Genomic DNA, 24,788 nt, shown 5'->3' with positions numbered 1-24,788 from the left:
GCTATCCTATTGCTTTTTTCTTCCGCAGGGTAATAATTTGTGACGGCGAGTATTGTGAAGAGATACAAGATACAGGAGGATCGACGAATCATGAAAGCAGAAATCATTGCAGTTGGAACCGAACTTCTCCTTGGACAGATTGTGAATACCAATGCACAGTATTTGTCCAGGCAGCTTGCCTCAATGGGAATCGATGTGTACTATCAAACCGTTGTCGGGGATAACATGGAGAGGCTCAAGGAGACGTTGCGGTTGTCCAGCAGCAGAGCCGATATCGTGCTTCTGTCCGGCGGCCTGGGCCCCACACAGGATGACCTGACGAAGGATGCGCTCGCATCCTTTCTGAATCGTTCATTGCATATTGATCGGATGGCTATGGACCGGATTGAACGTTTCTTCCAAGAACGGGGAGCCGTAATGACCGAGAACAATCGGCGCCAGGCCCTGGCTATTGAGGGAGGAACTCCGCTTCCGAACGAAACAGGCCTCGCCGTCGGGAACGCGGTATCCTATGAAGGCACTCATTATATTGTGTTGCCGGGACCGCCGAAAGAACTGATGCCGATGTTTGAGCAGGAGGCCAAGCCTTGGCTCCTGCAGCATGTGCTTACGGGAGAGCTTCCCATCTATTCGAAGATGCTCAAATTCGCAGGCATCGGGGAGTCCGCGCTTGATAAGCGCCTGGAAGACCTGATTACGGCCCAGACCGATCCGACGATTGCATTGTATGCCAAGGAAGGGGAGGTCACTGTCCGTATCTCCACGAAGGCCTCCAGCGAGTCTGAGGCCATGGTCCGGCTGAATGAACTGGAGGCCCGAATCCAGAAGAGAGGCCCTGAGTTTATGTATGCTAACGAGGATGTGCCCATTGAGAAGGTTATCGTGGATATGATGGCAGATCATAGCTGGACGCTGAGCGCCGCGGAGAGCTGCACGGGAGGCCTTGTAGCGGAGACGCTGACCTCCATCCCCGGCAGCGCATCGATGTTCCTTGGCGGGATCGTCTGTTACACCAACCAGATCAAGGAGAAGCTTGTGCATATCCCGCATGCGCTGCTTGAGGGGGATGATGCACCGGGAGCCGTCAGTGCGGAGGTTGCCGAAGCGCTTGCGGATCATGTCCGGATGGTAACCGACAGCGACTTTGGTTTATCGGTAACGGGCGTAGCAGGTCCAGGGTACGCTGAACGCAAGCCTATAGGTCTTGTTTACATCGGATTGTCTCAACGGGGAAAAGAAACAGAAGTGCATGAGCTGCACCTGCAGGGTAACCGTGAGACGATCCGGCTCCGTGCAACGAAGGCGCTGCTCTACCGGCTTTGGCAGCGTCTTGATGCCTCCAAACAGGATTGATTTTGCAGAATAGAGATATCCGCTTTTCAAAAAAAGTAAATAATTTACACCTTGCTTGGTGCCTCTTCTTGAATTAACGAACAGTTCCAAGTATAATGGGAAATACGGAAGAACCGTGGCATATCGAATGATGTTGCCACGGTTCTTGTTCTTTATACATAAGGTATAGAGCATATACCGGAAGGGGCGTTGAATAAAAAAAACGAATGTATGTTCGAAAAAAAGCTTGGCAAACGTGTCAAAACAAGGTATGATATGACTATCAACAGTGAAGGGTTGTGGAACAATTGTCAGATCGTCGTGCTGCGCTGGAAATGGCGCTTCGTCAGATAGAGAAACAGTTCGGAAAAGGTTCCATCATGAAACTGGGTGAATCCACCCACATGCAAGTAGAGATTGTGCCGAGCGGATCGTTGGCATTGGATATAGCTTTAGGAACCGGCGGCTTACCTAGAGGCCGGATTATTGAAGTGTATGGACCGGAATCCTCCGGTAAAACAACAGTAGCCCTCCATGCTATTGCGGAGGTTCAGCGGGCTGGTGGACAGGCTGCATTTATCGATGCCGAGCATGCTCTGGATCCATCTTATGCAAGCAAACTGGGCGTTAATATTGATGAATTGCTGCTCTCCCAACCGGACACGGGTGAGCAGGCGCTGGAAATTGCGGAAGCTCTGGTACGCAGTGGTGCAGTGGATGTCATCGTTATTGACTCGGTTGCTGCGCTTGTACCAAAAGCTGAAATTGAAGGCGACATGGGTGACTCCCACGTGGGTCTGCAAGCTCGTCTGATGTCCCAGGCTCTTCGTAAATTGTCGGGTGCTATTAATAAATCGAAAACGATTGCCATCTTTATCAACCAGCTTCGTGAGAAGGTTGGTGTTATGTTTGGTAACCCTGAGACGACTCCAGGCGGACGTGCTCTGAAGTTCTACTCGACGGTTCGTTTGGATGTGCGTCGAATTGAGAGCATCAAGATGGGGAACGATGTGGTGGGTAACCGCACACGGATTAAGGTTGTTAAGAACAAGGTAGCGCCGCCTTTCAAACAGGCTGAGCTTGATATTATGTACGGTGAAGGCATCTCTAGAGAGGGAAGCCTAATCGATATCGGAACGGACCTCGATATCGTGGATAAGAGTGGTGCATGGTATTCTTATGCAGGTGACCGTCTTGGCCAAGGACGTGAGAATGCGAAGCAATTCTTGAAGGAAAATCCGGAGATCGCTAGTGTTATCGAGAACAAAATCCGTGAAGCGAGCAATCTGACTACGGCTGTTCCTGAGCCTTCCGAGAAGGATAAGGAACAAGAGGAAATAGAAGAGCAAGAGTTGTTTAAAGTAGAGTAGTAAATGGCTGGTTAACGATTATAGTGTTGAGGACTGTCCGGTGTTTGTAACGCCAGACGGTCTTCTTTGCATTTATCCAGACTTGAGAGTCAGTCTTGATTATTTGACTTAGGATGGTGCGGTAGTGAGAGGAGCGACATATGGAAGAAGAGAATAAAGAAATGTCGGAGCAGGCAGAATCATCAGGTATTGGGCATTTTCCGGCTCACGAGGATTTGGTTGTAACGTCAGTTGAAATGCTGAAAAAGCCCAAACACCGATACCAAATCGCGTTTGGTCCGTACCTCATGACCGTTCATGAAGATGTAATGCTGAAATACCGGATGTTCAAGGGAAACGTTTTTCGCAAGGAAGAGTTAGAAGAAATTATCGTGGCCGACGAGCGACAGCGGGCTTACGTAGAGGCGCTGAATCATCTGGCCAGGAAACCAAGAACAGCCAAGGAGATCACCCAGCGTCTGCAGCAAAAAGGTTTCGAGCCGAGCAGCGTGGAGACGACGCTGGAGCGCCTTGAGAAGGACAAGCTGATTGATGATGCATTATACGCCAAGATGTGGACTGAGCAGCGAATGACGAGCCATAAGAAGGGACGGCTGTGGGTCAAGCAGGAGCTGAGACAGAAGGGAATCGGCACGGAGCTGATCTCCGAGGCATTGGGCGAGATCAGTGCAGACGCCGAATTGGAGAGCGCGCTCGCCGTGGGACGGAAAAAATGGCAGCAAACCCATGGGGAGATGCTGGATCGCAAACGAAAAACGGGAGCATATTTAATGCGTAGGGGCTTCGGCGGGGAGCAGGTGCGTCAGGTACTCAAACGTCTGGTCGATGAGGATCAGGAACAGGGTGAGTGGGACGACGGGCTAGAAGATTTCGAATAAAGGGAAATTTGGGCACTTTTTCGTGAAAGAAATGGTTTCATTGGATGAAACTGACGTTTACCCATTGCTTTCCCTTGACAATATCTTTTTATAAATACTAAAATAAATATGAATCTTTTTATCATAAATTAGAATCCTTTTTCCTTCCAAAAAAGTGACTACTTTGTGAAAGATTCTTAAATCGCCAATTCATAGTGAAATGTATTCCGCTGGGTAAGGCGGAATTTGCGTACGTGATACGGCGTTCGCAGTATGGACGGCAGCTTCCACTGCCGGAATATTTTATGTATGAATGAGTAACCTGACAATTGCACATTTCCCAAGGAATGCCTTGGAGGAACCAACGAGGAGGTGATCAGATGCATCCAATTTGGTGGATCATAATCGTTCTCGTTGTAGCCGCTATATTCTTTGGGTTCGGTTATTTTATTCGCAAATCCCTTGCAGAAGCTAAAATTTCCAGTGCCGAGCATGCCGCTTTGCAGATCGTAGAAAGTGCGAAGAAGGAAGCAGAAGCATTGAAGAAAGAAACGGTTCTCGAAGCTAAAGACGAAGTTCATAGAATCAGAGCCGAAGCTGAAAAAGACACTCGTGAACGCCGGAATGAAATTCAACGGCAGGAGCGCAGATTGTTGCAAAAGGAAGAGTCGCTGGATAAAAAAATAGAATCTTTGGAACGTAAAGAAGAACAAGTGGCGAACAAAGAGAAACGAATAGAAGAGACCCAGCAGCAAATCGATGCCATTTACAAGAAACAAACGACAGAACTGGAGCGCATCTCCAACCTGACGATGGAGGATGCCCGCAGCATCATTCTCAGTAATGTTGAGCAGGAAGTTCGTCATGAAACCGCTCAGATGATTAAAGAAATCGAGCAGCAGGCGAAGGAAGAGGCAGATAAGAAATCACGCGAGATCATCACGCTGGCTATTCAACGCTGTGCGGCTGATCACGTCGCTGAGACCACGGTATCTGTAGTCACCTTGCCGAATGAAGAAATGAAGGGCCGGATTATCGGACGTGAAGGCCGAAACATTCGTGCGCTTGAGACCCTTACAGGGATTGACCTTATTATCGATGATACTCCGGAAGCTGTTATTCTCTCCGGTTTTGATCCGATTCGCCGTGAAATTGCCCGTACAGCTTTGGAAAAGCTCGTGGCAGACGGACGGATTCATCCGGCTCGTATCGAAGAAATGGTGGAGAAATCCCGCAAGGAAGTGGACGAACGCATTCGCGAGTATGGAGAACAAGCCACTTTCGAGGTTGGCGTTCACGGTTTGCATCCAGATTTGATCAAAATTCTGGGTCGACTGAAATTCCGTACGAGCTATGGACAAAATGTGTTGAAACACTCCATGGAAGTGGCCTATTTGACTGGCCTGATGGCCGGCGAATTGGGCGAAGACATCGTGCTTGCGAAACGGGCAGGACTGTTGCATGACATCGGTAAAGCGCTGGATCATGAAGTGGAAGGATCGCACGTTGAAATCGGCGTGGAGCTGGCGAAGAAGTATAAGGAACATCCGGTGGTTATCAACAGCATTGCCTCTCATCACGGTGATTGTGAAGCAACTTCGGTTATTGCCATGCTGGTTGGCGCAGCTGACGCATTGTCTGCTGCCAGACCGGGAGCACGCAGAGAGACGCTTGAGACGTATATCCGTCGTCTTGAGAAGCTCGAAGAAATTTCCGAATCCTTTGAAGGCGTTGAGAAATCCTATGCCATTCAAGCAGGACGTGAAGTTCGTGTCATGGTACAGCCTGAGAAAATCGACGATGCCGAAGCATTCCGCTTGGCACGCGACATTACCAAAACGATTGAGAATGAACTGGATTATCCGGGTCATATCAAAGTCACCGTTATCCGGGAAACCCGAGCGGTGGATTACGCAAAATAGAGTTTGGACCTTAAAAAGTGGCCGCAATCCGGCCACTTTTTATCTTTGAAATTTCCGAAAATACAGTTCGGACATTTATGAATCGGGAACGGTCCTGCCCGGAATCAGGACAAGCATCCCTGAAGGAGTGATTGACATCAACGTATTATTCATCGGAGACATTGTCGGCAGTACAGGACGTAAAGCTTTGAAAGCTTCCCTTCCGGAGCTGAAGTCCAAATATAATCCGCATATCATTATTGCCAATGGGGAGAATGCAGCTTCAGGACGCGGCATTACCTCGGCCATAGCCAATGAATTTTTCAATTGGGGCATTCATGGCATCACCTTGGGAAACCACACGTGGGATAACAAGGATATTTTTGAGTTTATCGATGATGAGCCTCGCATGATTCGTCCGGCAAACTTTCCGCCCGGCACACCGGGCCGCGGATACACAATCATCAAAGCGAACGGCAAACAGCTGGCGATTGTGAATTTACAGGGACGAACATTCCTGCCAGCGATCGATTGCCCGTTTCGTGCAGCCGATGACATTGTGGATGAACTTCTCCAGAAGACGAAGTGCATTCTGGTGGACTTCCATGCAGAGGCAACCTCGGAGAAGATTGCTATGGGTTGGCATCTGGAAGGCCGTGCTTCGATGGTGGTCGGAACGCACACGCACGTGCAAAGCAATGACGATACCATACTGCCTGGAGGAACGGCTTACATTACGGATACCGGCATGGTGGGCTCCAAGGAAGGCATCCTCGGCATGCAGCGCGATGCGGTAATGTATAAGTTCAAGACCCAGCTTCCTGCTCGTTTCCAGGTCGACGAAGGCAAATGGCAGTTCCATGCCGTATGCGTGGATATGGATGAGGAAACAGGAAGAGCCCGGAAGATACAGAAAATCCGCATGTATGAAGACGAATGGCGGATGGATTAAAAAAGGCGGAATCCGTTTAATTAAATTAGGAACGGATGGTAAAAAGCAGGAATTTTTTCCCCTCTCACGAATAACATCTAGTAAGCGGAAGCAAACCATCACTCAACATTCCCAGGGGAGGTACTTACCATGGAAGTATTAAAAGTTTCAGCAAAATCCAATCCTAATTCAGTTGCAGGGGCGCTCGCTGGAGTTCTTAGGGAGCGGGGCGGGGCGGAACTGCAAGCGATTGGGGCGGGAGCACTGAACCAGGCCATTAAAGCGGTAGCGATTGCCCGGGGATTTGTAGCACCGAGCGGGGTGGATTTGATTTGTATCCCTGCTTTTACGGATATTGTGATTGATGGCGAAGACCGGACGGCAATTAAATTGATCGTAGAACCTAGATAAATTTGGAATGTTGAGGTATTAGCCTGTTTACTCTCCTTGGTGTAAACAGGCTTTTTGCTGTGACAAGTTTAGAAGGGAGATGAACGGCGCGATGCGGACGGTTGATTTTCACTGTGATGTTTTGAGCAAAATGTGGGAAGATTCCCAAACCTCCTTTGTGGATGACCCGTATTTGGATGTAACGCTGCAGCGCATGGAGGAGGGGGATCTGGCCCTTCAGGTGTTCGCTGTTTTTTTATCGGAGAAATGGGGGAGACCTTCCTTTGAACGGGTGCTGGCACAAATCGATACTTATCGCAGCCGCATTGTTAAACCGGGTCATCTGAAGCCGCTGCTCTGGCGGGAACAAGTCCAAGAGATCGGACAATGGAAGAGTGGACGGTACGGCGTTCTGTCGCTGGAAGGCGTTGACGGGCTGGAGGGGAATCTGTATTACGTCCAGCTCTTATTTGAGATGGGCGTTCGTTTTATGGGGATTACCTGGAATTATGCGAACTGGGCTGCAGATGGAGCACTGGAGCAGCGAAATGGGGGATTCACAGAACGGGGGCGTCAGCTGGTAGAGCTATGCAATTCGACAGGTATTATTCTGGATGTGTCCCATCTGTCCCAAGCTGGCTTCTGGGAGCTCGCGGAGCTGACCAAGCGCCCCCTCATCGCCTCGCATTCGAATGCGTACTCCGTCTGCCAGCATCCCCGGAATTTGAATGATGAACAGATACGGGCATTAATCGCGCTAGACGGGATGATCGGAATCACGTTTGTGCCCTGGTTCATCCGCAGCGGAGTAGAGCGTGTCAAGCCGGAGGACGTATTGCCGCATGTCGAGAAAATTTGTGAACTGGGCGGAGAGAAGCACATCATGTTTGGTTCGGATTTCGACGGCATTGATCAATGGGTTGCCGGACTTGAGCACCCGGGTCGGTATCCGGCTTTTCAAGAGCTGCTGCTTAAACATTATCCTGAATCGATGGTCAAGGGTTGGATGTCGGAGTATGCTCTCCATTTTCTCGAACAGAATTTACCATCATTGTCAGCCCAAGCATAGTAACCTTTCGCATAACGACCGTGATTCGAGGATAACTTTGACAATCCTGTTGCAGATTGCTCGTGAAACGGAAGAAGGCGGCCTGAATCACCCGGGTTGCCTTTTTATTTTTGGGTAATAGAGAGTATAATAGGTGATGGCATGTACAGCATATAGAGAAAAACAAGGAGTGAGACAGATGAGTAAAACTGTACCTGTGGGTGTTTCCGCCCGCCATATTCATTTAACCCAAGAGCATATTGAGGCATTGTTCGGCCCTGGATATCAGCTTACAGAGTTCAAGCCATTGTCCCAACCAGGACAATTCGCAGCCAACGAAACGGTAGCGGTCATTGGAACGAAGGGACAATTCGATAAAGTAAGAATTTTGGGACCTGCACGTCCTGCAACCCAGCTGGAAATTTCCCGCACGGATTCCTTCGCCATCGGTGTGAAAGCACCCGTACGCGAATCCGGAAACATCGCCGGAACCCCGGGCATCACCATTAAAGGCCCGGCAGGTGAAGTTACGGTGGACGAAGGTGTTATCGTAGCTGCTCGTCACATTCACTTCCATACGTCCGATGCGAATCAATGGGGGATTAAAGACAAGGACCTGCTGAAAGTACGCTTAGGCGGCGAACGCGGTCTTGTACTGGAGAACGTCATTGCCCGCGTATCCGATAACTTTGCGCTCGACATGCACATCGATACCGATGAAGCTAACGCTGCTGGCGCCAAAAACGGAGACACTGCTGAAATTATTGATTAATCCATAGCTTCAGTAAACCTTTATGAACATACTGTATGTGTCACGCATGTGCTGCTGTTAAGCGATCACAGCCGGAAGAGCCTGAGTCGATTCACTTCGATGTCAGGCTCTTTTTAAATTTCCCAAGGGTTTAATGTTTCGGGAAGCCAATTTGAAGGAGAAAGATCATCTGTTAAGGTTTAGCCTCAATAACGCCGAGGTGGTAGCTTAGGCAATAAGATCATGATATAATTTAAAACAGTGCCTAATTAAGATATTTTGTCATGTAAACCAAAGATTTTGCGGATCTAAGGAGTGACCAAGCATGTCCAAAGAAAGTAAGGACTACTCCAAGTATTTTGATTTTTCAGGAGCCAAAATTCTCTCGGAAGATGAACACGGGAAGAGAATTCGCATCAATGGCCGGGAAATCAACATCCTTTCGGAGCCTAATCATAGACAGGAAAAACAGCGCGGCAAGCAGAGCGTCGAAGTATTGTATGATACCGAGCTGCCGGAAGAGTTCCGAAGCATCGGAGCTGGCAAGTTTTATATTGTATATACGTACGGATGTCAGATGAATGAACATGATTCCGAAACGATTAAGGGATTGCTTGAGCAGATGGGCTACCGGGCAACCGAGGATCGGAAGCAGGCGGACATCATTTTGCTCAATACATGTGCCATTCGTGAAAACGCGGAGGACAAAGTGTTTGGCGAACTTGGCCACCTGAAGCATTTGAAGACGGAAAAGCCGGATATGCTGCTTGGCGTTTGCGGCTGCATGTCGCAGGAAGAATCGGTTGTTAATCGAATTCTCCAAAAGCATGGCTTCGTGGACTTGATCTTTGGTACGCACAACGTACATCGTCTGCCTCACCTTATTCAGGAAGCGCTCTTCAGCAAGGAAATGGTGGTTGAAGTGTGGTCCAAGGAAGGCGACATTGTTGAGAATCTTCCGAAGAAGAGAGAAGGTCTCCGCGGCTGGGTCAACATTATGTACGGCTGTGATAAATTCTGTACATATTGCATCGTTCCATACACCCGCGGCAAGGAACGCAGCCGGCGTCCGGAGGATGTCATTGCTGAGGTTCGTGAATTGGCCCGGCAGGGGTATAAGGAAATTACGCTGCTCGGTCAGAACGTGAACGCCTACGGCAAGGATTTTGAAGATATCGAGTACCGTTTCGGCGATCTGATGGATGATATTCACAAGATCGATATCCCGCGTATTCGCTTCACGACATCCCATCCAAGGGATTTTGACGATCATCTGATTGAGGTGCTGGCGAAGGGTGGCAACCTGGTTGAGCATATTCATCTGCCGGTACAGTCGGGCAGCTCGGAAGTGCTCAAAAAAATGAGCCGCAAATATACACGCGAGACGTATTTGGAACTGGCCCATAAGATTAAGAAGGCGATTCCCAATGTAGCATTCACCACCGACATCATTGTCGGATTCCCCGGTGAGACTGATGAGCAGTTTGAGGAGACGCTGTCTCTTGTGCGAGAAGTAGGTTATGATGCTGCTTATACGTTCATCTATTCTCCTCGCCAAGGAACGCCGGCAGCGGTGATGGAGGATAATGTACCGATGGAGGTCAAGAGTGAGCGGCTTCAACGTTTGAATGCCGCCATTAGTGACTACAGCCGCCAGAGCAATGACAGGCTGCTTGGCGCTACGGTGGAGGTCCTTGTAGAAGGAGTCAGCAAGAACAATGATTCCATGCTGTCGGGACGCACGCGCACGAATAAACTGGTTCATTTCGAAGGCTCAGCGGATCTCATAGGCAGCTTCGTGAATGTCCGAATTACGGATACGAAGACCTGGTATATCAAGGGGGATATGATCCCGGACACGATTCCTGCCTCGGATGCGGTATAATAGAGAAGCACAGCATTCAAATGCAGCATTGGGCGCGCTAGCAGAACCCGCCGGTGCTGCATATTCCCATATAGATGATGAAGAATTGGAGCGATGAACCTTGGCACATGATCATGTTCGTACGAACACATACGGTATGTCAACTTACAACACGCGTGAATTGATTATACGTGACGATATTTTAGCAAAAGCCGGCGAGCTGGCTGAATTAATATCCACCAGTGAAGAAGTGCAGATGTTTAAGCAGGCAGAAGAGAAGATTCAGAACCACGAACGGGTTCAAAACCTGATTAAAACCATTAAGAAAAAGCAAAAAGAAATCGTAGCCTTTGAAACGTTCCAGAACAAGGACATGGTTGCCAAAATCGAACGGGAGATCGAAGAACTGCAAGAGGAGATTGACGGTATTCCGCTCGTGATGGAGTTCCAGCAAAGTCAAAGCGATATTAATTATCTTCTTCAGCTGGTCGTATCCGTAATTCATGATACCGTTTCGGAAAAAGTGAATGTGGAAACAGGAAAAGATACGCCGCCAAGCAGCTGCGGATAGATAAAACGAGGTGCGGAATGGTTCCGCACCTTTTCTATTCTTGTTACATTTGTTACATTATGCACAGAATGAGAATGAATAGGGCATAGTACACTTATAAAAAGGATGAGGTCAGGAAATCCTTGACATCATCTTTAAATATGTCATAATGAAATTATCAAAATAATAGTTATGGTGATGGAAATGACGGATCGCGAACAGGCGCCAAAGAGCAGTGCCAAGAAATACAGAACACCGGATGGTGTACCCGCCGATATCGTGATGTTTACCTTGACGAAGCGGGAAAGGAAAACCTTCACCAAGACATTGCCCATACGTGAGCTTAAGGTGATGCTGATCAGGCGCAGATCATGGCCATGTGCGGGGATGTGGGCACTCCCCGGCGGATTTTGCCGTGAGAGTGAGTCTATTTACGATGCCGCCAAACGGGAACTGAAGGAAGAGACCGGGGTGGACGGCGGTCATTTGGAGTACTTGGGCGTGTACAGCGCACCGGGACGGGATCCAAGGGGCTGGATTATTAGCCATGCATTCTACGCGCTGGTAGAAGAATGGATGCTGGAGCACCGCCAGGCTGCCGATGATGCGGAAGAGGTGGGTCTGTTTACTGTAGCGGAAGCTCTGGAGGAGTTGGAGCTTGCTTTTGACCACAGGGACATCATTATGGATGCGTACCGCAAGATTCAACAGCAAATGCTGCAAACGACGATTGCGCGTCAGTTTTTACCGGAGCATTTTACACTGAGTGAGTTATACCAGGTCATCCAGACCGTCGTGCCCGAGTTCAACGAGCCGAATTTTATCCGCAAAATCACATCGACCCGCAGCAGGCAGGGGATACTGGAAGAAGCCCGGGATGAGAACGGCAAGCCGCTAAATTCCAATCAATATTCCCAGCGGCCGGCCCAATTGTATCGTTTTACGGATCATGCGCCACTGCTATCGATTTATACGTAGGATGGGATTCACACGCTGTTATTTTATCGATCACATTAATCAGGTTGTAGAGGAGTGTGTCAGATGAAAGCTTTGATCGTGATAGATTTCACGAATGATTTCGTGGATGGCAATCTGCCGGTAGGCGAACCCGCCATCAACATTCAGAACACAATCGCGGAGCTAACCAAATTATACAGCGATCGTGGCGATTTTGTTGTCATGGCCGTGGATCTGCATGAGAGCAATGACGCTTATCACCCCGAAACGAAGCTGTTTCCTCCGCATAACATTCGGGGAACCCGGGGACGGGAATTATACGGTGAACTTCAGCAGGTATATGAGGAACGCAAGGACGCCATCTATTGGATGGACAAAACGAGATACAGCGCATTTTGCGGTACGGATCTGAACCAGAAGCTGCGGGAACGCGGGATTACCGAGGTCGATCTCATCGGAGTGTGCACCGACATCTGCGTGCTGCATACCGCAGTGGATGCTTACAATTACGGATATCGGATTACGGTTTATGAAGATGCCGTCGCAAGCTTTAATCCTGAAGGACACAAGTGGGCTTTAAGTCACTTTCAAGGCAGTCTCGGGGCATCGGTCGTGCGAAGTAAGGAACTTCTTAATCAATAGACAGCTTGAACCACCCGGGAACCTAGATGAACCGGGTAACAGTGGAGGATGATCGTGATGCTGACAGGATTAGCACTACATACGGATAAATACCAGATCAACATGATGTACGCTCACTGGATTAATGGCTCTCATCGTACGCGTGCGGTGTTTGAGGGATATTTCCGCAAGCTGCCATTCGGCAACGGGTACGCGGTTTTTGCCGGTCTTGAGCGGATTGTGCATTATATTGAGTCCTTGCGTTTCTCGGAGGATGATATCGCGTATTTGGCCAAACAGGAAGAGAAGTATAAGCCTGAATTTCTGGAGGAGCTTCGCCGGTTCCGTTTTCAAGGGAATATTCATTCGATGAAAGAGGGCGCACTGGTATTCCCGAATGAACCGCTCATTCGAGTTGAAGGCACCATTTTTGAAACACAGCTGGTTGAAACGGCACTCTTGAACTTCATGAATTTTCAAACCTTGATCGCAACCAAAGCGTCCCGTATCCGTCAGGTTGCCAGCGGCGATACCTTGCTGGAGTTTGGCACAAGACGTGCACAGGAAGCGGATGCGGCGGTTTGGGGCGCGCGTGCTGCGTATCTGGCCGGTTTCCATGCCACATCGAATATGCTGGCTGGCGAGAAGTTCGGAATCCCAACAAAAGGTACGCATGCGCATTCCTGGGTGCAGACCTTCCGGAGTGAGCAGGAGGCCTTTGATATTTTTGCCGAGGTGATGCCGGATCAAGTGACGCTGCTGGTGGATACCTTTGATACGTTAAAGAGCGGGATTCCCCATGCCATTGTAACGGCGAAGAAGCTGGAGGCCCAAGGGAAGCGGATGAATGCTATTCGTCTGGACAGCGGGGATTTGGCCTATCTGTCGATTCAGGCACGGAAGATGCTGGATGAGGCTGGTCTTCATTATGTTGGCATCGTGGCGTCCAATGATTTGGATGAGGGGACGATTCTGGATCTCAAGGCACAGGGAGCTAAAGTGGATACTTGGGGCGTTGGTACCCAATTGATCACGGCAGCCGACCAGCCTGCGCTTGGAGGCGTCTATAAGCTCGTGGAGCGGGAGGTTGACGGCAAGATGGTGCCGACTCTCAAAATCTCGGGCAACCCCGAAAAAGTATCCACACCAGGCAAAAAAGAGGTATACCGCATCATATCCAAGGGAAGTGGCAAAGCGATAGCCGATTACATCTGCTTCCCCGAAGAAGAGATGCCGCCGGAAAACGGGAAACTAAAGCTGTTTAATCCGCTGCATCCTTACATGCGCAAGAATGTAAAGAATTTTGAAGCGGTGTCCATGCTTGAACCGGTGTTCATGAATGGCGAACTGGTGTATAAGCTGCCGAAGCTTGAAGAGATTCGCAGCTATCATGACGCTCAGCTAGATCAATTCTGGCCGGAGTATCTGCGGAAGCTGAATCCGGAAATTTACCGCGTTAATCTGAGTGAAGAGGTCTGGGAAGTGAAACAGCGGATGATGGCCGAGTTCATGGAACAGCATGAAGATTAGGTTATAAAATACAGCAATGAAAAAGACGCTATCCCAATCTTGCCGCTTGGCAGGAGAAGGAGCGTCTTTTTGTACTCGGCTATAGGTCAAGTCGATCCACTATACTTCCGTTGACGTCACGCGCGGTGAGATGCACCTTGTCCTTGTTCTCTAGCATGTCGGGCTGACGTTCGTAATACCACATGTACAAATCTTCACTGACATCAGGCCTCAGTTGTTGGTAGGGTATGGTATGCGCCGGCTGACCATTTACATGAATCTGAATGGGTTCTGTGCTCCTATACAGGCCAAACACGAGTGATGAATCCAGGTTTGTCTCCGAGAATACGGACGGAGAAGCGGGATTCTCGGGAGAAGGGTATAATGTAGATACGGCGGACATATTCCATCCGAACCATCCTTTGGTATAGGTGGATAATTGTAGTCCCAGTTTAGATGTCACCACGAAAGAATAAACCTTCTCAGAGGTTAATTCGGATTGTATGATTTCAGCATGAGAAACGAGCCGGCAAGGCCCCCTGATTGTGTGTGTATACCAAGGAATCCAAAAACCTGGCTAATCGGTTTATGGACGACCGGTAACAGAACGAGTGTCACCAGAGTGAGCAAGAACGAGAAGCGGAAGGATCTACGTTTAGATCCATGATCAAAATGAGTCATCACGTGGATTTCAACTCCTGCTGATGATTTTTTTAAAAAAAGTATTTTTTTCCATAATAACATATTTATGAGATCCAGATTGCTTTACAGCACCTAAACTAACCAAAGGAGTGATACGTGTGGACAACGAAACCGAATTTCAAGCCTACGTGCTGCGTCAAGATGAGCAAGGGGTTCGCGGCAGCGTGGAGAACATGAGTTTGAGGCAGCTGCCCGAAGGTGACGTTATTGTGCGGGTATTATACAGCGGGGTCAACTATAAAGATGGGCTGGCCAGCATACCGGAAGGGAAAATTGTCCGCCGGTACCCGTTCATTCCGGGCATTGATCTGGCAGGAACGGTTGTGCATTCCGCTCATGCTGATTACAAGGAAGGCGATGCCGTTCTCTGTACCGGTTATGAATTAGGGGTATCTCATGAAGGCGGGTTCAGCCAGTACGCACGGGTTAAGGGAGAATGGCTCGTCCCGTTGCCGCAGGGTTTGTCCCCGCGTGATGCGATGGCTATCGGAACCGCAGGTTTTACGGCTGCATTATCGATCGAGGCCTTGATACGGAATGGACTGCGGCAGGAACAGGGGGCCGTGCTAGTTACGGGGGCAACAGGGGGCGTGGGCAGCTTCGCGGTCTCCATCCTCAGTCAGTTAGGCTATAGGGTGACGGCATCCACAGGCAAATCCAGTCAGAGGGACTGGCTCTTAAAGCTGGGAGCCCATGAAGTGATATCTAGGGAAGAGGCTGCGGCAGCCTCCAAGGGGGCCATCTCTGCCGAGCGATGGGCAGCGGTGGTAGATCCGGTAGGAGGAAACCAACTGGGTTCACTTCTGAAAAGCGTAAAATACGGTGGAAGCGTCGCGGTTTCGGGTATGACGGGCGGCGGAGCTTTTGAATCGACGGTGTTTCCGTTTATCCTTAGGGGGATCAATCTTCTCGGAATCGATTCGGTGTACTGCCCTATGGCCTACCGCCGAGCGGTATGGTTGAAGCTGGCCGGTGAATGGAAGCCGGCATCCGTACTTCAAGAAGGAATTACCGAATACGGACTAACCGATCTGCCTGTAGTGCTGAACACCATTCTGAAGGGCGGGGCGGTTGGAAGAAGCGTCATCGCTCTATAATATTACCTTGATTTCGCATACGCATAATGTTCCTCATCCGCAGGCATTCTAAGGGAAGGCAACCTCTGACACCTAAGGAAGGGTGAGTGAACATGAATTATCGCAGAATCGTTACCGCTTTATTGCTTTGTTCCATTCTTGCCATATCGGTCGGTTGTTCCAGGCAGGTGGCCAGGGACGAGGCGCGCTTATATAACATGAGGGCTTACGAGGAAGGTTCCAGGGAGGCCCGGATATCGGGGCGGGGCATGAACGGAAAATTCCTTGAGGATCTCAAGGCCTCATTCAATCAGGTGGGCATGCCGCTGACCAATGAAACCTATGCGGAGGACAATGTAGGCAACATCACGTATCAATACCGAATCAATTATGATGCAAGCCAGTTTATTACCGTGTATGTTTATCAGGATCAAGCGGCCAGGGAAAAAGGGATCAAGGAGATATTCGGCGTTACAGAAGGGGACGCCAATGCGGCAGGCGGGCATAACCTGATCGTAAGTGACAAGGAAACGTCCATCGTATATATGTCGACGGGCGACAAAACGGATAACTATTATGACCAGGTCAAAAAAATAGCGCCCTCCCTGCTTGCCAAACATCAACGACGCGCCAGCAGTTAAAATGTTGAGAAGGCCGGATGCGCATATGCATCCGGCCTTCGGCATGTTAAAACCCGCTTCTATTATGATTTGTGTTTATCGAGCTCATATTTGATGTGCCGCAGCTCGGGCAGCAGAATCCGGTTCATCGCAAGTTTTACGGCTCCGGTCGATCCTGGCATCGAGAAGACGGCCGTGTGGCTTAGCGTGCCGCCGATTGCGCGGCTCAAAATGGCTGCAGACCCAATATCCTCCGTAAAGCTTAGGAAGCGGAAGATCTCGCCAAATCCGGGGAGTTCCTTATCAAGCAGTGAAGATACGGCTTCATAGGTGGTATCCCGGCTCGATATGCCTGTTCCGCCGGTTAATAGAACGACATCAATTTCCGGATTGCTGACCGCGGAATAGATCGTTTCACGGATCGTTTCGTAGTCGTCCTGGACAATGCTGTAAGATACAACGACATGCCCGGCTTCTTCAAGCAAGCCGATCATCAGTTTACCGCTCTTGTCCGTGTCCTTGGTCCGCGTGTCCGAGACCGTAATCACCTTACAGTTCACGGAAGCGGGGGATTGCTGTTTATGCTCTTGCGTTGAATTCATAGAAATGACATCTCCTGTTGTAGTTAATGGTGGTGAGCTTGCAGTAGTCGGATGAAATGTAGTACACTCGCTAGCATAATCATGATGCACGCAAAGGAGTATGGAACGTGGAGCACGTAACACCCATTTATATTTTATCAGGTTTTCTTGGCAGTGGAAAAACGACATTGCTTAGCCGTCTCATTACCTACTTCAAGCAGCAGGGCTTGCAGCCGGCCATTGTCATGAACGAGATCGGCGAGGTCAACATTGAAGGGCTCGTCGCCGATGCAGAGGTACCGACGGCAGAGATGCTAAGCGGCTGTATCTGTTGTACCATTCGATCCGATTTATCATCTGAAATTGCGATGCTAATCCAGCGGGAACAGCCGGATGTCATCATCATTGAAGCGACGGGGATCGCCAATCCGATGGAAATCTTGGACGCAGCGGCGGAAGCTTCTTTATACATGAGAATCGATGTGAAAAAGCTGATCACCGTCGTGGATGCCGCGCATCTGCTGCATTTGAACATAGAGCAGAAGGGGAAAACCTATCGTTTGATGCAGGAGCAGGTTCGCGCCGCCTCAGCGCTGGTCCTCAATAAGATGGACCTGGTGAACGATCAGGACAAGGAGACGATTCAGCAGCTGGTTGAGCGCTGGAATCCGTATGCTCCGATTATCCCTGCGGTACGCTGCGACTTGAATCTTGAAGATCTGCTGCAGAGCGGTCCACATGGACAGAATGAGCATTCGCATGTATATGGCCGAGAGGACAGGGATGTCCATGAGCATATAGACATGCAAGAGCACGCCAGCAGCCATGACCATGCACACAACCATGAGCATGCCCACGACCATGGACATGCCCACGATTCTCATGATCATGTGATGTCCTACACCTACTATTTCAGCCATGCGGTAAACAGTGTGGAATTCGAACGATTCATAGCTGGGCTGCCAAGGGATGTGTACCGGGCTAAAGGCATCCTCACCTTCAACGATACCAACAGCCGATTCTTGTTTCAGTACGCCTTTCGGGAATCCGACTATATGAAAATTACACCGCAGGGTCAAGTACCGGATGTGGTGGTATTTATCGGGGAGCACTTCCAGAAGTCGCTGCTGCGAGAGCAGCTTGAAACACTGGAAGGGAAGACAAGCCGGGCATAAGTCACAGACTTATCTGATCAATTTTTGGGCAATTGTACTGGGGGCTTTTTGGCCCATGTTTGATTCAGAGGGCAGTTCAAAGTTTAATACAAAGGCATAGCGTAATAACTACAAGGAGGATCTACCCAATGTTAAATGAACTCAAATATAAAGAATGTATTGAAGCATGTCTCCAATGTATGAACGCTTGCAATGTATGCTATGTATCCTGTCTGAAAGAATACGAACTGGCCATGCTTCGTGATTGTATAACGCTCGATAGAGAGTGTGCCGATATATGCGCGTTTGCGGCTCAAGCCATGTCACGGAAAAGTCCTTACGTTAAGGAAATTTGCGAGCTGTGCATCAAGGCATGCCTGGCTTGTGCGGAAGAATGCGGGAAGCATGATCACGAGCACTGCAAACAATGTGCCGAGGCGTGCCGGAAATGTGCTGAAGCATGCCGCGAAATGCTAAATCAGATGTAAGTTAACAGGTCTCCATCGTACGATATAACAAAGCCTGATTTCCGAAGCGGGAGATCAGGCTTTTTAGTTGTAAGTTGAGTGTCTTCAGGTTCGGTGAACTGACTTTTCTCCACGAGATCAACTGGAGGAATTTTACTAACTTCGTATTTTCCCCTATGATAGATGTGCGAGGAAGGTAAGTACAATGAATGGTAAAGAATGAGGTTGTAACAATGAATAATTCAGTTGGAAAAAACAATCGGTATGTCCGAAAAATGAATCGTATTGGCATTATCGGGCTGCTTCGCGATTATGGCAGTTTAACGAAAGCGGAAATCGCAGCCAAGATGGACTTGACGTTTACGGCGGTTAACAATCTGGTGGAAGAGCTGATGAAGGAGCGATTGATCATTGAAGCCGGGTTATATGATGACTCCAGCCGCGGCAGGAAGCCCAAGCTCATCTCGTTGAATCCCGCCGATAAGTATTCGGTCGGCGTCCATATTAGCGCAGCCTCCGTGCGGGTAGCGGTCATTAATTTGCAGGGAGACATGTTGTTCACGAAACATTGCTCCTTTGAAGATAACGCCAATCGCGGCAGTGTAGTGAATATTATTATATCCACAATACAAGCTGTACTGGACAAGTCAGGCTTGGAGTCCGAAATTATCGGCATCGGCGTAGGGGCTCCCGGACCGCTTGATCCGTTTCAAGGCAAAATTCTGTCTCCGCCCAACTTACCCGGTCTGCATCAAGTACGTTTAAAGGAACTAATCGAGGAGAATACGGAGCTCCCAACCCATGTAGAGAAGGACGCTAACGTAATGGCACTCGGTGAGCTATGGTATGGAAACGGTCGCCATTTCAACAATCTGGTGTACGTGGATGCGGATATCGGGATTGGGAGCGGCCTGATCATCAACCAGAAAATATATCAGGGTTTCCCCTTTGGAGCCGGTGAGATTGGGCATTGTACGATAGATATCAACGGTCCGCGCTGCACTTGCGGTAATGACGGCTGCCTTGAAGCAATGGCGTCGGGGATTGCCATCGTCCGTAGAGTGTGTGAGGAGATAGGACGTGGGACTGAAAGTTCTCTTTGTTCTTATTTAAATGGTGAGAATCAGAATCTGGATGTAGTCGATGTAATCCATGCCGGGCTGGCTGGAGATCCACTAGCTGCCAATATCCTGCATGAATCGGCATGTTATGTCGGTATATCCCTGGCCAATATGATAAATCTGCTTACACCGGAAACCATCATCCTTGGCGGAGTACTGGCTAATCGTTACCCGGATTTCTACAATCATGTTAATGAAACATCCTTTAACAGAAGCTCGTCCAGCTTCCATAATCAGATGGTGCTGCAGCCTTCAGAGCTTGGAGAACATGCGGGCATCATTGGTGCAGGGACGATTGTGTTTGAAAAATATCTGAATGAAATGAGCGATTAGAGGGAAAAGGACTTCTTCACCTTCATTAATATTAAATAAGGTTTAATAAATTTCTGAATGTTCTTGGCTATGCTCAAGTATTGATTTTGGCAAGGCAAATCCGTGAGTTTAGCAGGGGAGCAAAAACAGCCCGTTTATCCAACGATAAACGGGCTGTTTTTGCTTTTTTAATCTATTTTTGCTGCCGAAGTATATTCATCCTTACCAAAGTCTAGGCATTGCGGACTGTACCGGGCTATCCGGCATTTATTTACGAAGGATCACGGTATGTGCTGGTGGGTCCTCTTCATGGTCCCATGGTTATGGGAAGAAAGTCTAATATTTATTTGATTAACCATTATTAGGTGTTAATTACTTGATTGTAGTGTATGATTTTGGAAAGACACAGGAGATCCGGGTCCTTATAACAACAATTAGATTAAGGAGGGAAGTCCGAATACGAGAGGGCAGGTTCCAAATTTCCCTTAAATACAGCTGCACGAGCTTAAAGGGGAGACATTCATCATGTCCGCTGACCGTAAGTGGTATTTGATTATGTATCAGTTGATTATTAAATTTGAGGTGAGTTGATGTTTCGAAGATCTATTTTCATTTGTATGATGTTAATCTTCTTGCTTGCAGGTTGCCGAGATGAAACAGATAAGGGTGCTTTAAAAATTCCTGACTCTTCGGATTCTGCGCAAAGTAATGAACCAGAAAAGGACCCTTCTAAAATTCAAACCCCATCAGATTCAGATCAAAGTGAACCCAGCTCGGAAATTCAGAGTCCACCGGACTCTAGTCAGACTCCCTTAACTGATGAAGAAATATTAATGAAACCTCCAGGTCGCTTTGCTGGTTCTAACTATAATGAACAGAAAGTTCAAGCAGCTTTGGATGAATTACCAAGTGAAATGACAGCTGATCAATATACGGAAGAACTCCTCCTACTATTGGCTGAAGATTATCGGTCTTATATAACCACTTTCAAAGAATATGACACAGAAGTTAAAGTGGATAATGAGCGACCTAATGGAAACATCACTTTACCCGCAAGTAGGAAATTACACATTTCGATCCTACTTGATGCCAGTGGCAGCATGAAAGCGCAGATCAATGGCAAATCAAAAATGGACTCTGCCAAAGAAGCTATACAGATCTTCGTAGATAAATTACCTGAAAATGCAGAGGTATCTTTGCGGGTATATGGACATAAAGGAACGGGAAGTCAGAAAGATAAACAAGTATCATGTAACAGTACAGAAGAAATATTTCATGGCCAAGGTAACCAGACAGATCAAATGAAAACGGCACTTCAAAGCGTAAAACCAGCTGGATGGACCCCCATTGCAAATGCTCTGAAATCTGTAAAACAAGATATAGATCCTGAGACAACCGATTCGGTCGTATATGTGGTAAGTGATGGAATTGAAACTTGTGGAGGTAATCCAGTTCAGATTGCTAAAGAACTCAACCAATCCAAAGTGAAGACCGTTGTAAATATTATTGGCTTTGATGTGGATAACGAAGGACAGAAATTGCTTCGACAAGTTGCTACATCTGGTGGTGGAGAGTTCACTTCTGTAGATAATGACGAATCACTAAAAAATTATCTCAATAAAGCGTATATCAAATTACTAGGCGAGTGGAAGACGTGGCAAGCAAAAGGAGAAGGACAGGCAAATACACAAAAAGAACAGAAGCAGGGAGCTATCAATAATACAGAAATGGATATGCAAATTCTAGCGAACAAAGAATATTATAATCTGCTAGCAGCCCTTAAGCATCTAGAAACGAAATACGGAAATGCTATCCCGCACGGTGAGATCTGGATGCAGATTACTAATCGTAAGAATTTCGCATGGAATTATGCTCGTGATACAGGGAGACGTTTATATGACGAAGTCACTAAAAGTGGGAATCAGGTTTATGATGATATCAAGAATGAAGGCGATAAGAATATCGAAGATCTGGAGAATAAGCAAAATAATTAGCGACGTAAATATTGTTGGGTTAATCAGAAAAGGGTTATGACCAAGATAAACGTTAAGAAAGAATGATTAACAAGGCGGCCATTAGGCCGCCTTTGCTTATTTTATCTTCCTGCCCGTGACCTACGATGCTTTTTGATAATGGCCTCGTGGCCGGAATAATCGCTGGATTTTCATGTCATGTGAGATAACGGTACCTTTGTTCACAGAGCTTGAAGTCTTGTGCTTTCAGGTAAAATAGCTCTACAATACATACAACACCAGATTTAGTGAACAGGAGTTGAAATGTTTGCAAGAGCTGCTGGAATTGAACGGAGTACACAAGCGTTTCGGCAAATTCGCCGTCTTACATAACATTACCTGGAGCATTTCCCGAGCCGAGTGTGTAGCTATTACAGGAAGCAACGGCGCGGGAAAGAGTACCCTACTGCATGTAATAGCCGGGCTTGCTAACCCATCGGAAGGATCCCGGGTCGAATATGATTCCTCGCTTCGCGTCGGATATGTTCCGGAGCGGTTTCCTGCGCTTCGATTTCGCCCTTCTGAATATTTGCGCCATATGGCCGGCATTCAGGGTATGAACAAGCAAGAAGCCGAGAACCGGATTAATGCGATGCTGGATGTGTTTCAGTTGGAGGACATGAAGATGACATTATGCTCCAAGGGGATGCTGCAAAAAGTAAATATCATGCAGGCGCTGCTTCGTCAGCCCGATCTATTGGTTCTGGATGAGCCTCTGTCGGGATTGGACGAGTCCTCCCAAATGGAGATGATTGGCATTCTAAGTGAAATCAAAAGACAAGGGACAGCGATCGTGATGTCCGTTCACGAGCCGCTGCTTATTGCTTCGCTGGCCGACCGGGTAACGCAGCTCCGCCAGGGGCGGGTCGAACGGGACGGAACGCTGGAAGCCGGTCCGGAGAGAGGACGGATGAGGCTGGAATTCACGCGTGTTACTCAGGATAACATGTTGGAACTGGAACGCCGTACAGGGTTTCACTATTGGATATCGAGAGGTAACCCTGCATCGATGGTCGTGTCGCGGCAGGTCGCGGATGAAATGCTGCTGGATATTTTACAGTCAGGCGGTTCGCTGATACGGCTGGAGCCCTGGAATGGAGAGATGGCAGAGCAAGTGTACTCAACCCCCGGTCAATCCATGGAAGGGGAGGGAGCATAATGGGAGCATTGATTCATTACATGCTAGCCAGTTACACGAGATCCTATCGATATTTCACTCCGATTGCCTTCATGTTGATATCGGTGGTGTTTATCTACTCCTACCGGCCCAACCCGATCATGGACAGTTATGCCGTAACGGCTGCATTTCTGTTTGTGGGCTCAGCTTGGCTTGGTTTGAACTTTCTCAATCATGATCAAGGGCGTCAAACGATGCTCCTGATCGTTCACAGTGGGAAGGCCATACGATATTATGCCGCCCAATATATAACCGTAACGCTTCTATCTGCCCTGTTCAGTTTATTTGCTGTCCTTTATCCGATCGTATTTGGAATGTTTGATAAGCCGATTACATTATCCCAGTTTGTTTTGGGTTATCTGGGACATGCTGCATTGTCCTTGCTCGGGATTTCTCTTTCCGTATTTTTTCAGTTTGGCTTTATGGAGAATCAGGGAAGAGCGACAGGATGGCTGTTAATCGTTATCGTTATTTCCTTAGCCGGACAATCTATCGTTTCTGATGATCTTGCTTATTTGAGAATGATTCCTTATGTGCTGCCACCTGTCTCTGTTATGATTGACATGTTCATTCATGCTGACGATCGTTCCCCGTTCGTGTTATTCATGACGATTGCGTACACGTTCCTATACAGCTTTATTTTGCTGGCTGTTTATCTATGGACGGCCTGTCGTAAGGATGCGGCAACCATAATCCGAAAAGTAGGTTGAAGTAGGAGGAATCTTCCTTTACCATAGGGATATACACAAATAGAAACGGTAAAGACAGCCAATACTAGAGGAGGATACCATGAAACAATCTCGACTGATGGATAGTGACCACTCCAAAGAGCTGTTTGCCTATTTCGGATTAGCGGTGTATTATTCACAGGCGCTTGAGCAGCAGCTCGCGAATCTGTTGATGCTGATCAAGCTTTCCCAAGGGAATGTGCCTTCAGAAGAAGATTTCACCCAATTATATCATCGGAAATTAAGCAGCTCTCTGGGCCAACTGGTACACGAGATCCAGCATTACTTTCCATTCTCCGAAGAAGAAACACTTCAATTAAAAGAAGTCTGGAAGCAGCGAAACTACATCGTTCATGATTATTTCAAAGAACGGATTCATGAGACGTTCAGTCCGGCTGGTCGTTCCCGAATGATTCGGGAGCTGACCGCATTTAAGGACCAGGCCCAAGCGCTGGAGCAAAAGCTGCAGGGCTATTCCCGTGAAATGTATGTGAAGCTTGGCCTGGACAGCGAAAAAAGCGTATAAGTGCGTGTTCAAAAAGGTCGATTTTCAGCACCGAAGCTTATGCTTCCGATGTGCGTTTTTTCAAAACGCTTCAGTTGGATGAAGCTAGGGACGTCAGGAGCGGAGCGTACGTTTTCGCAGAAAACGCCTTCGAAAGCATCTACTGTTTTGGGTACGTGAGCACCTGAAATGTTTCCGCAGGAAACATGCTTCGGAAGCTTCTGCTTAGGCCCGGCTGAATTCAAGATTCGA

General features: G+C 48.2%; 25 protein-coding genes. 22 read left to right on the top strand and 3 right to left on the bottom strand.

Annotated elements, in window-relative coordinates; genetic code table 11:
• The first annotated feature begins 90 nt into the window (after positions 1 to 90).
• The 13 genes from ABEW73_RS09735 (at position 91) to ABEW73_RS09675 (ending at position 14,102) form a co-directional block, all read left to right on the top strand.
• Positions 91 to 1,353, top strand: a complete 1,263-nt coding sequence (locus tag ABEW73_RS09735) for a competence/damage-inducible protein A (RefSeq protein WP_430164733.1) — start codon at positions 91 to 93, stop codon at positions 1,351 to 1,353.
• A 287-nt stretch (positions 1,354 to 1,640) separates the two neighbouring features.
• The gene (gene recA, locus ABEW73_RS09730; protein ID WP_076324928.1) at positions 1,641 to 2,702 is read left to right on the top strand and encodes a recombinase RecA; all 1,062 of its coding nucleotides are present in this window, start codon (positions 1,641 to 1,643) and stop codon (positions 2,700 to 2,702) included.
• A 140-nt stretch (positions 2,703 to 2,842) separates the two neighbouring features.
• Positions 2,843 to 3,580 (top strand): regulatory protein RecX, encoded by a 738-nt coding sequence (locus tag ABEW73_RS09725; RefSeq protein WP_430164731.1) that lies wholly within the window; start codon positions 2,843 to 2,845, stop codon positions 3,578 to 3,580.
• A gap of 359 nt (positions 3,581 to 3,939) precedes the next feature.
• Positions 3,940 to 5,481, top strand: coding sequence for a ribonuclease Y (gene rny / locus ABEW73_RS09720; protein WP_430164728.1), 1,542 nt, complete (start codon positions 3,940 to 3,942; stop codon positions 5,479 to 5,481).
• Between the two features lie 127 nt (positions 5,482 to 5,608).
• A complete protein-coding gene (locus ABEW73_RS09715; protein ID WP_076324925.1) occupies positions 5,609 to 6,412 on the top strand; it encodes a TIGR00282 family metallophosphoesterase in 804 nt (267 codons plus the stop codon).
• 129 nt (positions 6,413 to 6,541) lie between these two features.
• Positions 6,542 to 6,802, top strand: a complete 261-nt coding sequence (locus tag ABEW73_RS09710) for a stage V sporulation protein S (protein ID WP_006211249.1) — start codon at positions 6,542 to 6,544, stop codon at positions 6,800 to 6,802.
• Between the two features lie 91 nt (positions 6,803 to 6,893).
• A complete protein-coding gene (locus ABEW73_RS09705; RefSeq protein WP_430164726.1) occupies positions 6,894 to 7,850 on the top strand; it encodes a dipeptidase in 957 nt (318 codons plus the stop codon).
• A gap of 178 nt (positions 7,851 to 8,028) precedes the next feature.
• Complete coding sequence (pduL, locus tag ABEW73_RS09700; RefSeq protein WP_430164723.1) at positions 8,029 to 8,601, top strand: phosphate propanoyltransferase; 573 nt, start codon at positions 8,029 to 8,031, stop codon at positions 8,599 to 8,601.
• Between the two features lie 304 nt (positions 8,602 to 8,905).
• Positions 8,906 to 10,465, top strand: coding sequence for a tRNA (N6-isopentenyl adenosine(37)-C2)-methylthiotransferase MiaB (miaB, locus tag ABEW73_RS09695; protein WP_430164720.1), 1,560 nt, complete (start codon positions 8,906 to 8,908; stop codon positions 10,463 to 10,465).
• Between the two features lie 100 nt (positions 10,466 to 10,565).
• A complete protein-coding gene (locus ABEW73_RS09690; RefSeq protein ID WP_071220156.1) occupies positions 10,566 to 11,015 on the top strand; it encodes a RicAFT regulatory complex protein RicA family protein in 450 nt (149 codons plus the stop codon).
• Positions 11,016 to 11,186: 171 nt separating this feature from the next.
• Positions 11,187 to 11,972, top strand: coding sequence for an NUDIX hydrolase (locus tag ABEW73_RS09685; protein WP_071220157.1), 786 nt, complete (start codon positions 11,187 to 11,189; stop codon positions 11,970 to 11,972).
• A gap of 63 nt (positions 11,973 to 12,035) precedes the next feature.
• Positions 12,036 to 12,593, top strand: a complete 558-nt coding sequence (locus ABEW73_RS09680; protein WP_430164717.1) for a cysteine hydrolase family protein — start codon at positions 12,036 to 12,038, stop codon at positions 12,591 to 12,593.
• A 57-nt stretch (positions 12,594 to 12,650) separates the two neighbouring features.
• Complete coding sequence (locus ABEW73_RS09675; RefSeq protein ID WP_430164715.1) at positions 12,651 to 14,102, top strand: nicotinate phosphoribosyltransferase; 1,452 nt, start codon at positions 12,651 to 12,653, stop codon at positions 14,100 to 14,102.
• Between the two features lie 79 nt (positions 14,103 to 14,181).
• Here ABEW73_RS09675 and ABEW73_RS09670 read toward each other — a convergent pair whose 3' ends face one another.
• The gene (locus ABEW73_RS09670) at positions 14,182 to 14,547 is read right to left on the bottom strand and encodes a hypothetical protein (RefSeq protein WP_430164712.1); all 366 of its coding nucleotides are present in this window, start codon (positions 14,545 to 14,547) and stop codon (positions 14,182 to 14,184) included.
• 334 nt (positions 14,548 to 14,881) lie between these two features.
• Here ABEW73_RS09670 and ABEW73_RS09665 point away from each other — a divergent pair, with 334 nt between their 5' ends.
• A complete protein-coding gene (locus ABEW73_RS09665; RefSeq protein ID WP_430164709.1) occupies positions 14,882 to 15,880 on the top strand; it encodes an NADPH:quinone oxidoreductase family protein in 999 nt (332 codons plus the stop codon).
• 92 nt (positions 15,881 to 15,972) lie between these two features.
• A complete protein-coding gene (locus ABEW73_RS09660; RefSeq protein WP_430164706.1) occupies positions 15,973 to 16,500 on the top strand; it encodes a hypothetical protein in 528 nt (175 codons plus the stop codon).
• Positions 16,501 to 16,562: 62 nt separating this feature from the next.
• Here ABEW73_RS09660 and ABEW73_RS09655 read toward each other — a convergent pair whose 3' ends face one another.
• Positions 16,563 to 17,081 carry a MogA/MoaB family molybdenum cofactor biosynthesis protein gene (locus tag ABEW73_RS09655; RefSeq protein WP_098746915.1) on the bottom strand — a complete coding sequence of 173 codons (519 nt, stop codon included), beginning with the start codon at positions 17,079 to 17,081 and terminating at the stop codon, positions 16,563 to 16,565.
• 107 nt (positions 17,082 to 17,188) lie between these two features.
• On the opposite strand from ABEW73_RS09655, the gene ABEW73_RS09650 reads away from it, so the two are divergent.
• From ABEW73_RS09650 to ABEW73_RS09620, 7 genes are all read left to right on the top strand, one after another.
• Entirely contained in the window at positions 17,189 to 18,235 is a 1,047-nt protein-coding gene (locus ABEW73_RS09650; protein ID WP_430164701.1) for a CobW family GTP-binding protein, read from the top strand.
• Between the two features lie 128 nt (positions 18,236 to 18,363).
• Complete coding sequence (locus tag ABEW73_RS09645; protein WP_430164698.1) at positions 18,364 to 18,702, top strand: four-helix bundle copper-binding protein; 339 nt, start codon at positions 18,364 to 18,366, stop codon at positions 18,700 to 18,702.
• A gap of 212 nt (positions 18,703 to 18,914) precedes the next feature.
• Entirely contained in the window at positions 18,915 to 20,135 is a 1,221-nt protein-coding gene (locus ABEW73_RS09640) for an ROK family protein (protein ID WP_430164695.1), read from the top strand.
• A 569-nt stretch (positions 20,136 to 20,704) separates the two neighbouring features.
• Positions 20,705 to 22,108, top strand: coding sequence for a VWA domain-containing protein (locus ABEW73_RS09635; RefSeq protein WP_430164692.1), 1,404 nt, complete (start codon positions 20,705 to 20,707; stop codon positions 22,106 to 22,108).
• A 286-nt stretch (positions 22,109 to 22,394) separates the two neighbouring features.
• A complete protein-coding gene (locus ABEW73_RS09630) occupies positions 22,395 to 23,285 on the top strand; it encodes an ABC transporter ATP-binding protein (protein ID WP_430164690.1) in 891 nt (296 codons plus the stop codon).
• Positions 23,285 to 24,013, top strand: a complete 729-nt coding sequence (locus ABEW73_RS09625) for a hypothetical protein (protein WP_430164688.1) — start codon at positions 23,285 to 23,287, stop codon at positions 24,011 to 24,013. Before ABEW73_RS09630 ends, ABEW73_RS09625 begins: the two co-directional genes overlap by 1 nt.
• 79 nt (positions 24,014 to 24,092) lie before the next feature.
• Positions 24,093 to 24,557, top strand: coding sequence for a hypothetical protein (locus ABEW73_RS09620; RefSeq protein ID WP_076324908.1), 465 nt, complete (start codon positions 24,093 to 24,095; stop codon positions 24,555 to 24,557).
• An 8-nt stretch (positions 24,558 to 24,565) separates the two neighbouring features.
• Here ABEW73_RS09620 and ABEW73_RS09615 read toward each other — a convergent pair.
• On the bottom strand, positions 24,566 to 24,788 hold a 223-nt coding region (locus ABEW73_RS09615), incomplete at its 5' end, for a hypothetical protein (RefSeq protein WP_430206381.1).

It is taken from the genome of Paenibacillus lautus (genome assembly GCF_050482385.1).
GTDB lineage: Bacteria > Bacillota > Bacilli > Paenibacillales > Paenibacillaceae > Paenibacillus_AQ > Paenibacillus_AQ lautus_B.
Note: the sequence above shows the minus strand (reverse complement) of the source record. Positions and strands in the feature narration are given on the sequence as shown.

Coding starts and splice junctions, on each gene's coding strand:
- ABEW73_RS09685 (WP_071220157.1), top strand. CDS start 11,187: ATGGTGATGGAAATGACGGATCGCGAACAGGCGCCAAAGAGCAGTGCC.
- ABEW73_RS09640 (WP_430164695.1), top strand. CDS start 18,915: ATGAATAATTCAGTTGGAAAAAACAATCGGTATGTCCGAAAAATGAAT.
- ABEW73_RS09620 (WP_076324908.1), top strand. CDS start 24,093: ATGAAACAATCTCGACTGATGGATAGTGACCACTCCAAAGAGCTGTTT.
- ABEW73_RS09725 (WP_430164731.1), top strand. CDS start 2,843: ATGGAAGAAGAGAATAAAGAAATGTCGGAGCAGGCAGAATCATCAGGT.
- ABEW73_RS09710 (WP_006211249.1), top strand. CDS start 6,542: ATGGAAGTATTAAAAGTTTCAGCAAAATCCAATCCTAATTCAGTTGCA.
- rny (WP_430164728.1), top strand. CDS start 3,940: ATGCATCCAATTTGGTGGATCATAATCGTTCTCGTTGTAGCCGCTATA.
- ABEW73_RS09655 (WP_098746915.1), bottom strand. CDS start 17,081: ATGAATTCAACGCAAGAGCATAAACAGCAATCCCCCGCTTCCGTGAAC.
- pduL (WP_430164723.1), top strand. CDS start 8,029: ATGAGTAAAACTGTACCTGTGGGTGTTTCCGCCCGCCATATTCATTTA.
- ABEW73_RS09645 (WP_430164698.1), top strand. CDS start 18,364: ATGTTAAATGAACTCAAATATAAAGAATGTATTGAAGCATGTCTCCAA.
- miaB (WP_430164720.1), top strand. CDS start 8,906: ATGTCCAAAGAAAGTAAGGACTACTCCAAGTATTTTGATTTTTCAGGA.
- ABEW73_RS09735 (WP_430164733.1), top strand. CDS start 91: ATGAAAGCAGAAATCATTGCAGTTGGAACCGAACTTCTCCTTGGACAG.
- ABEW73_RS09635 (WP_430164692.1), top strand. CDS start 20,705: ATGTTTCGAAGATCTATTTTCATTTGTATGATGTTAATCTTCTTGCTT.
- ABEW73_RS09680 (WP_430164717.1), top strand. CDS start 12,036: ATGAAAGCTTTGATCGTGATAGATTTCACGAATGATTTCGTGGATGGC.
- ABEW73_RS09625 (WP_430164688.1), top strand. CDS start 23,285: ATGGGAGCATTGATTCATTACATGCTAGCCAGTTACACGAGATCCTAT.
- ABEW73_RS09705 (WP_430164726.1), top strand. CDS start 6,894: ATGCGGACGGTTGATTTTCACTGTGATGTTTTGAGCAAAATGTGGGAA.
- ABEW73_RS09660 (WP_430164706.1), top strand. CDS start 15,973: ATGAATTATCGCAGAATCGTTACCGCTTTATTGCTTTGTTCCATTCTT.
- ABEW73_RS09675 (WP_430164715.1), top strand. CDS start 12,651: ATGCTGACAGGATTAGCACTACATACGGATAAATACCAGATCAACATG.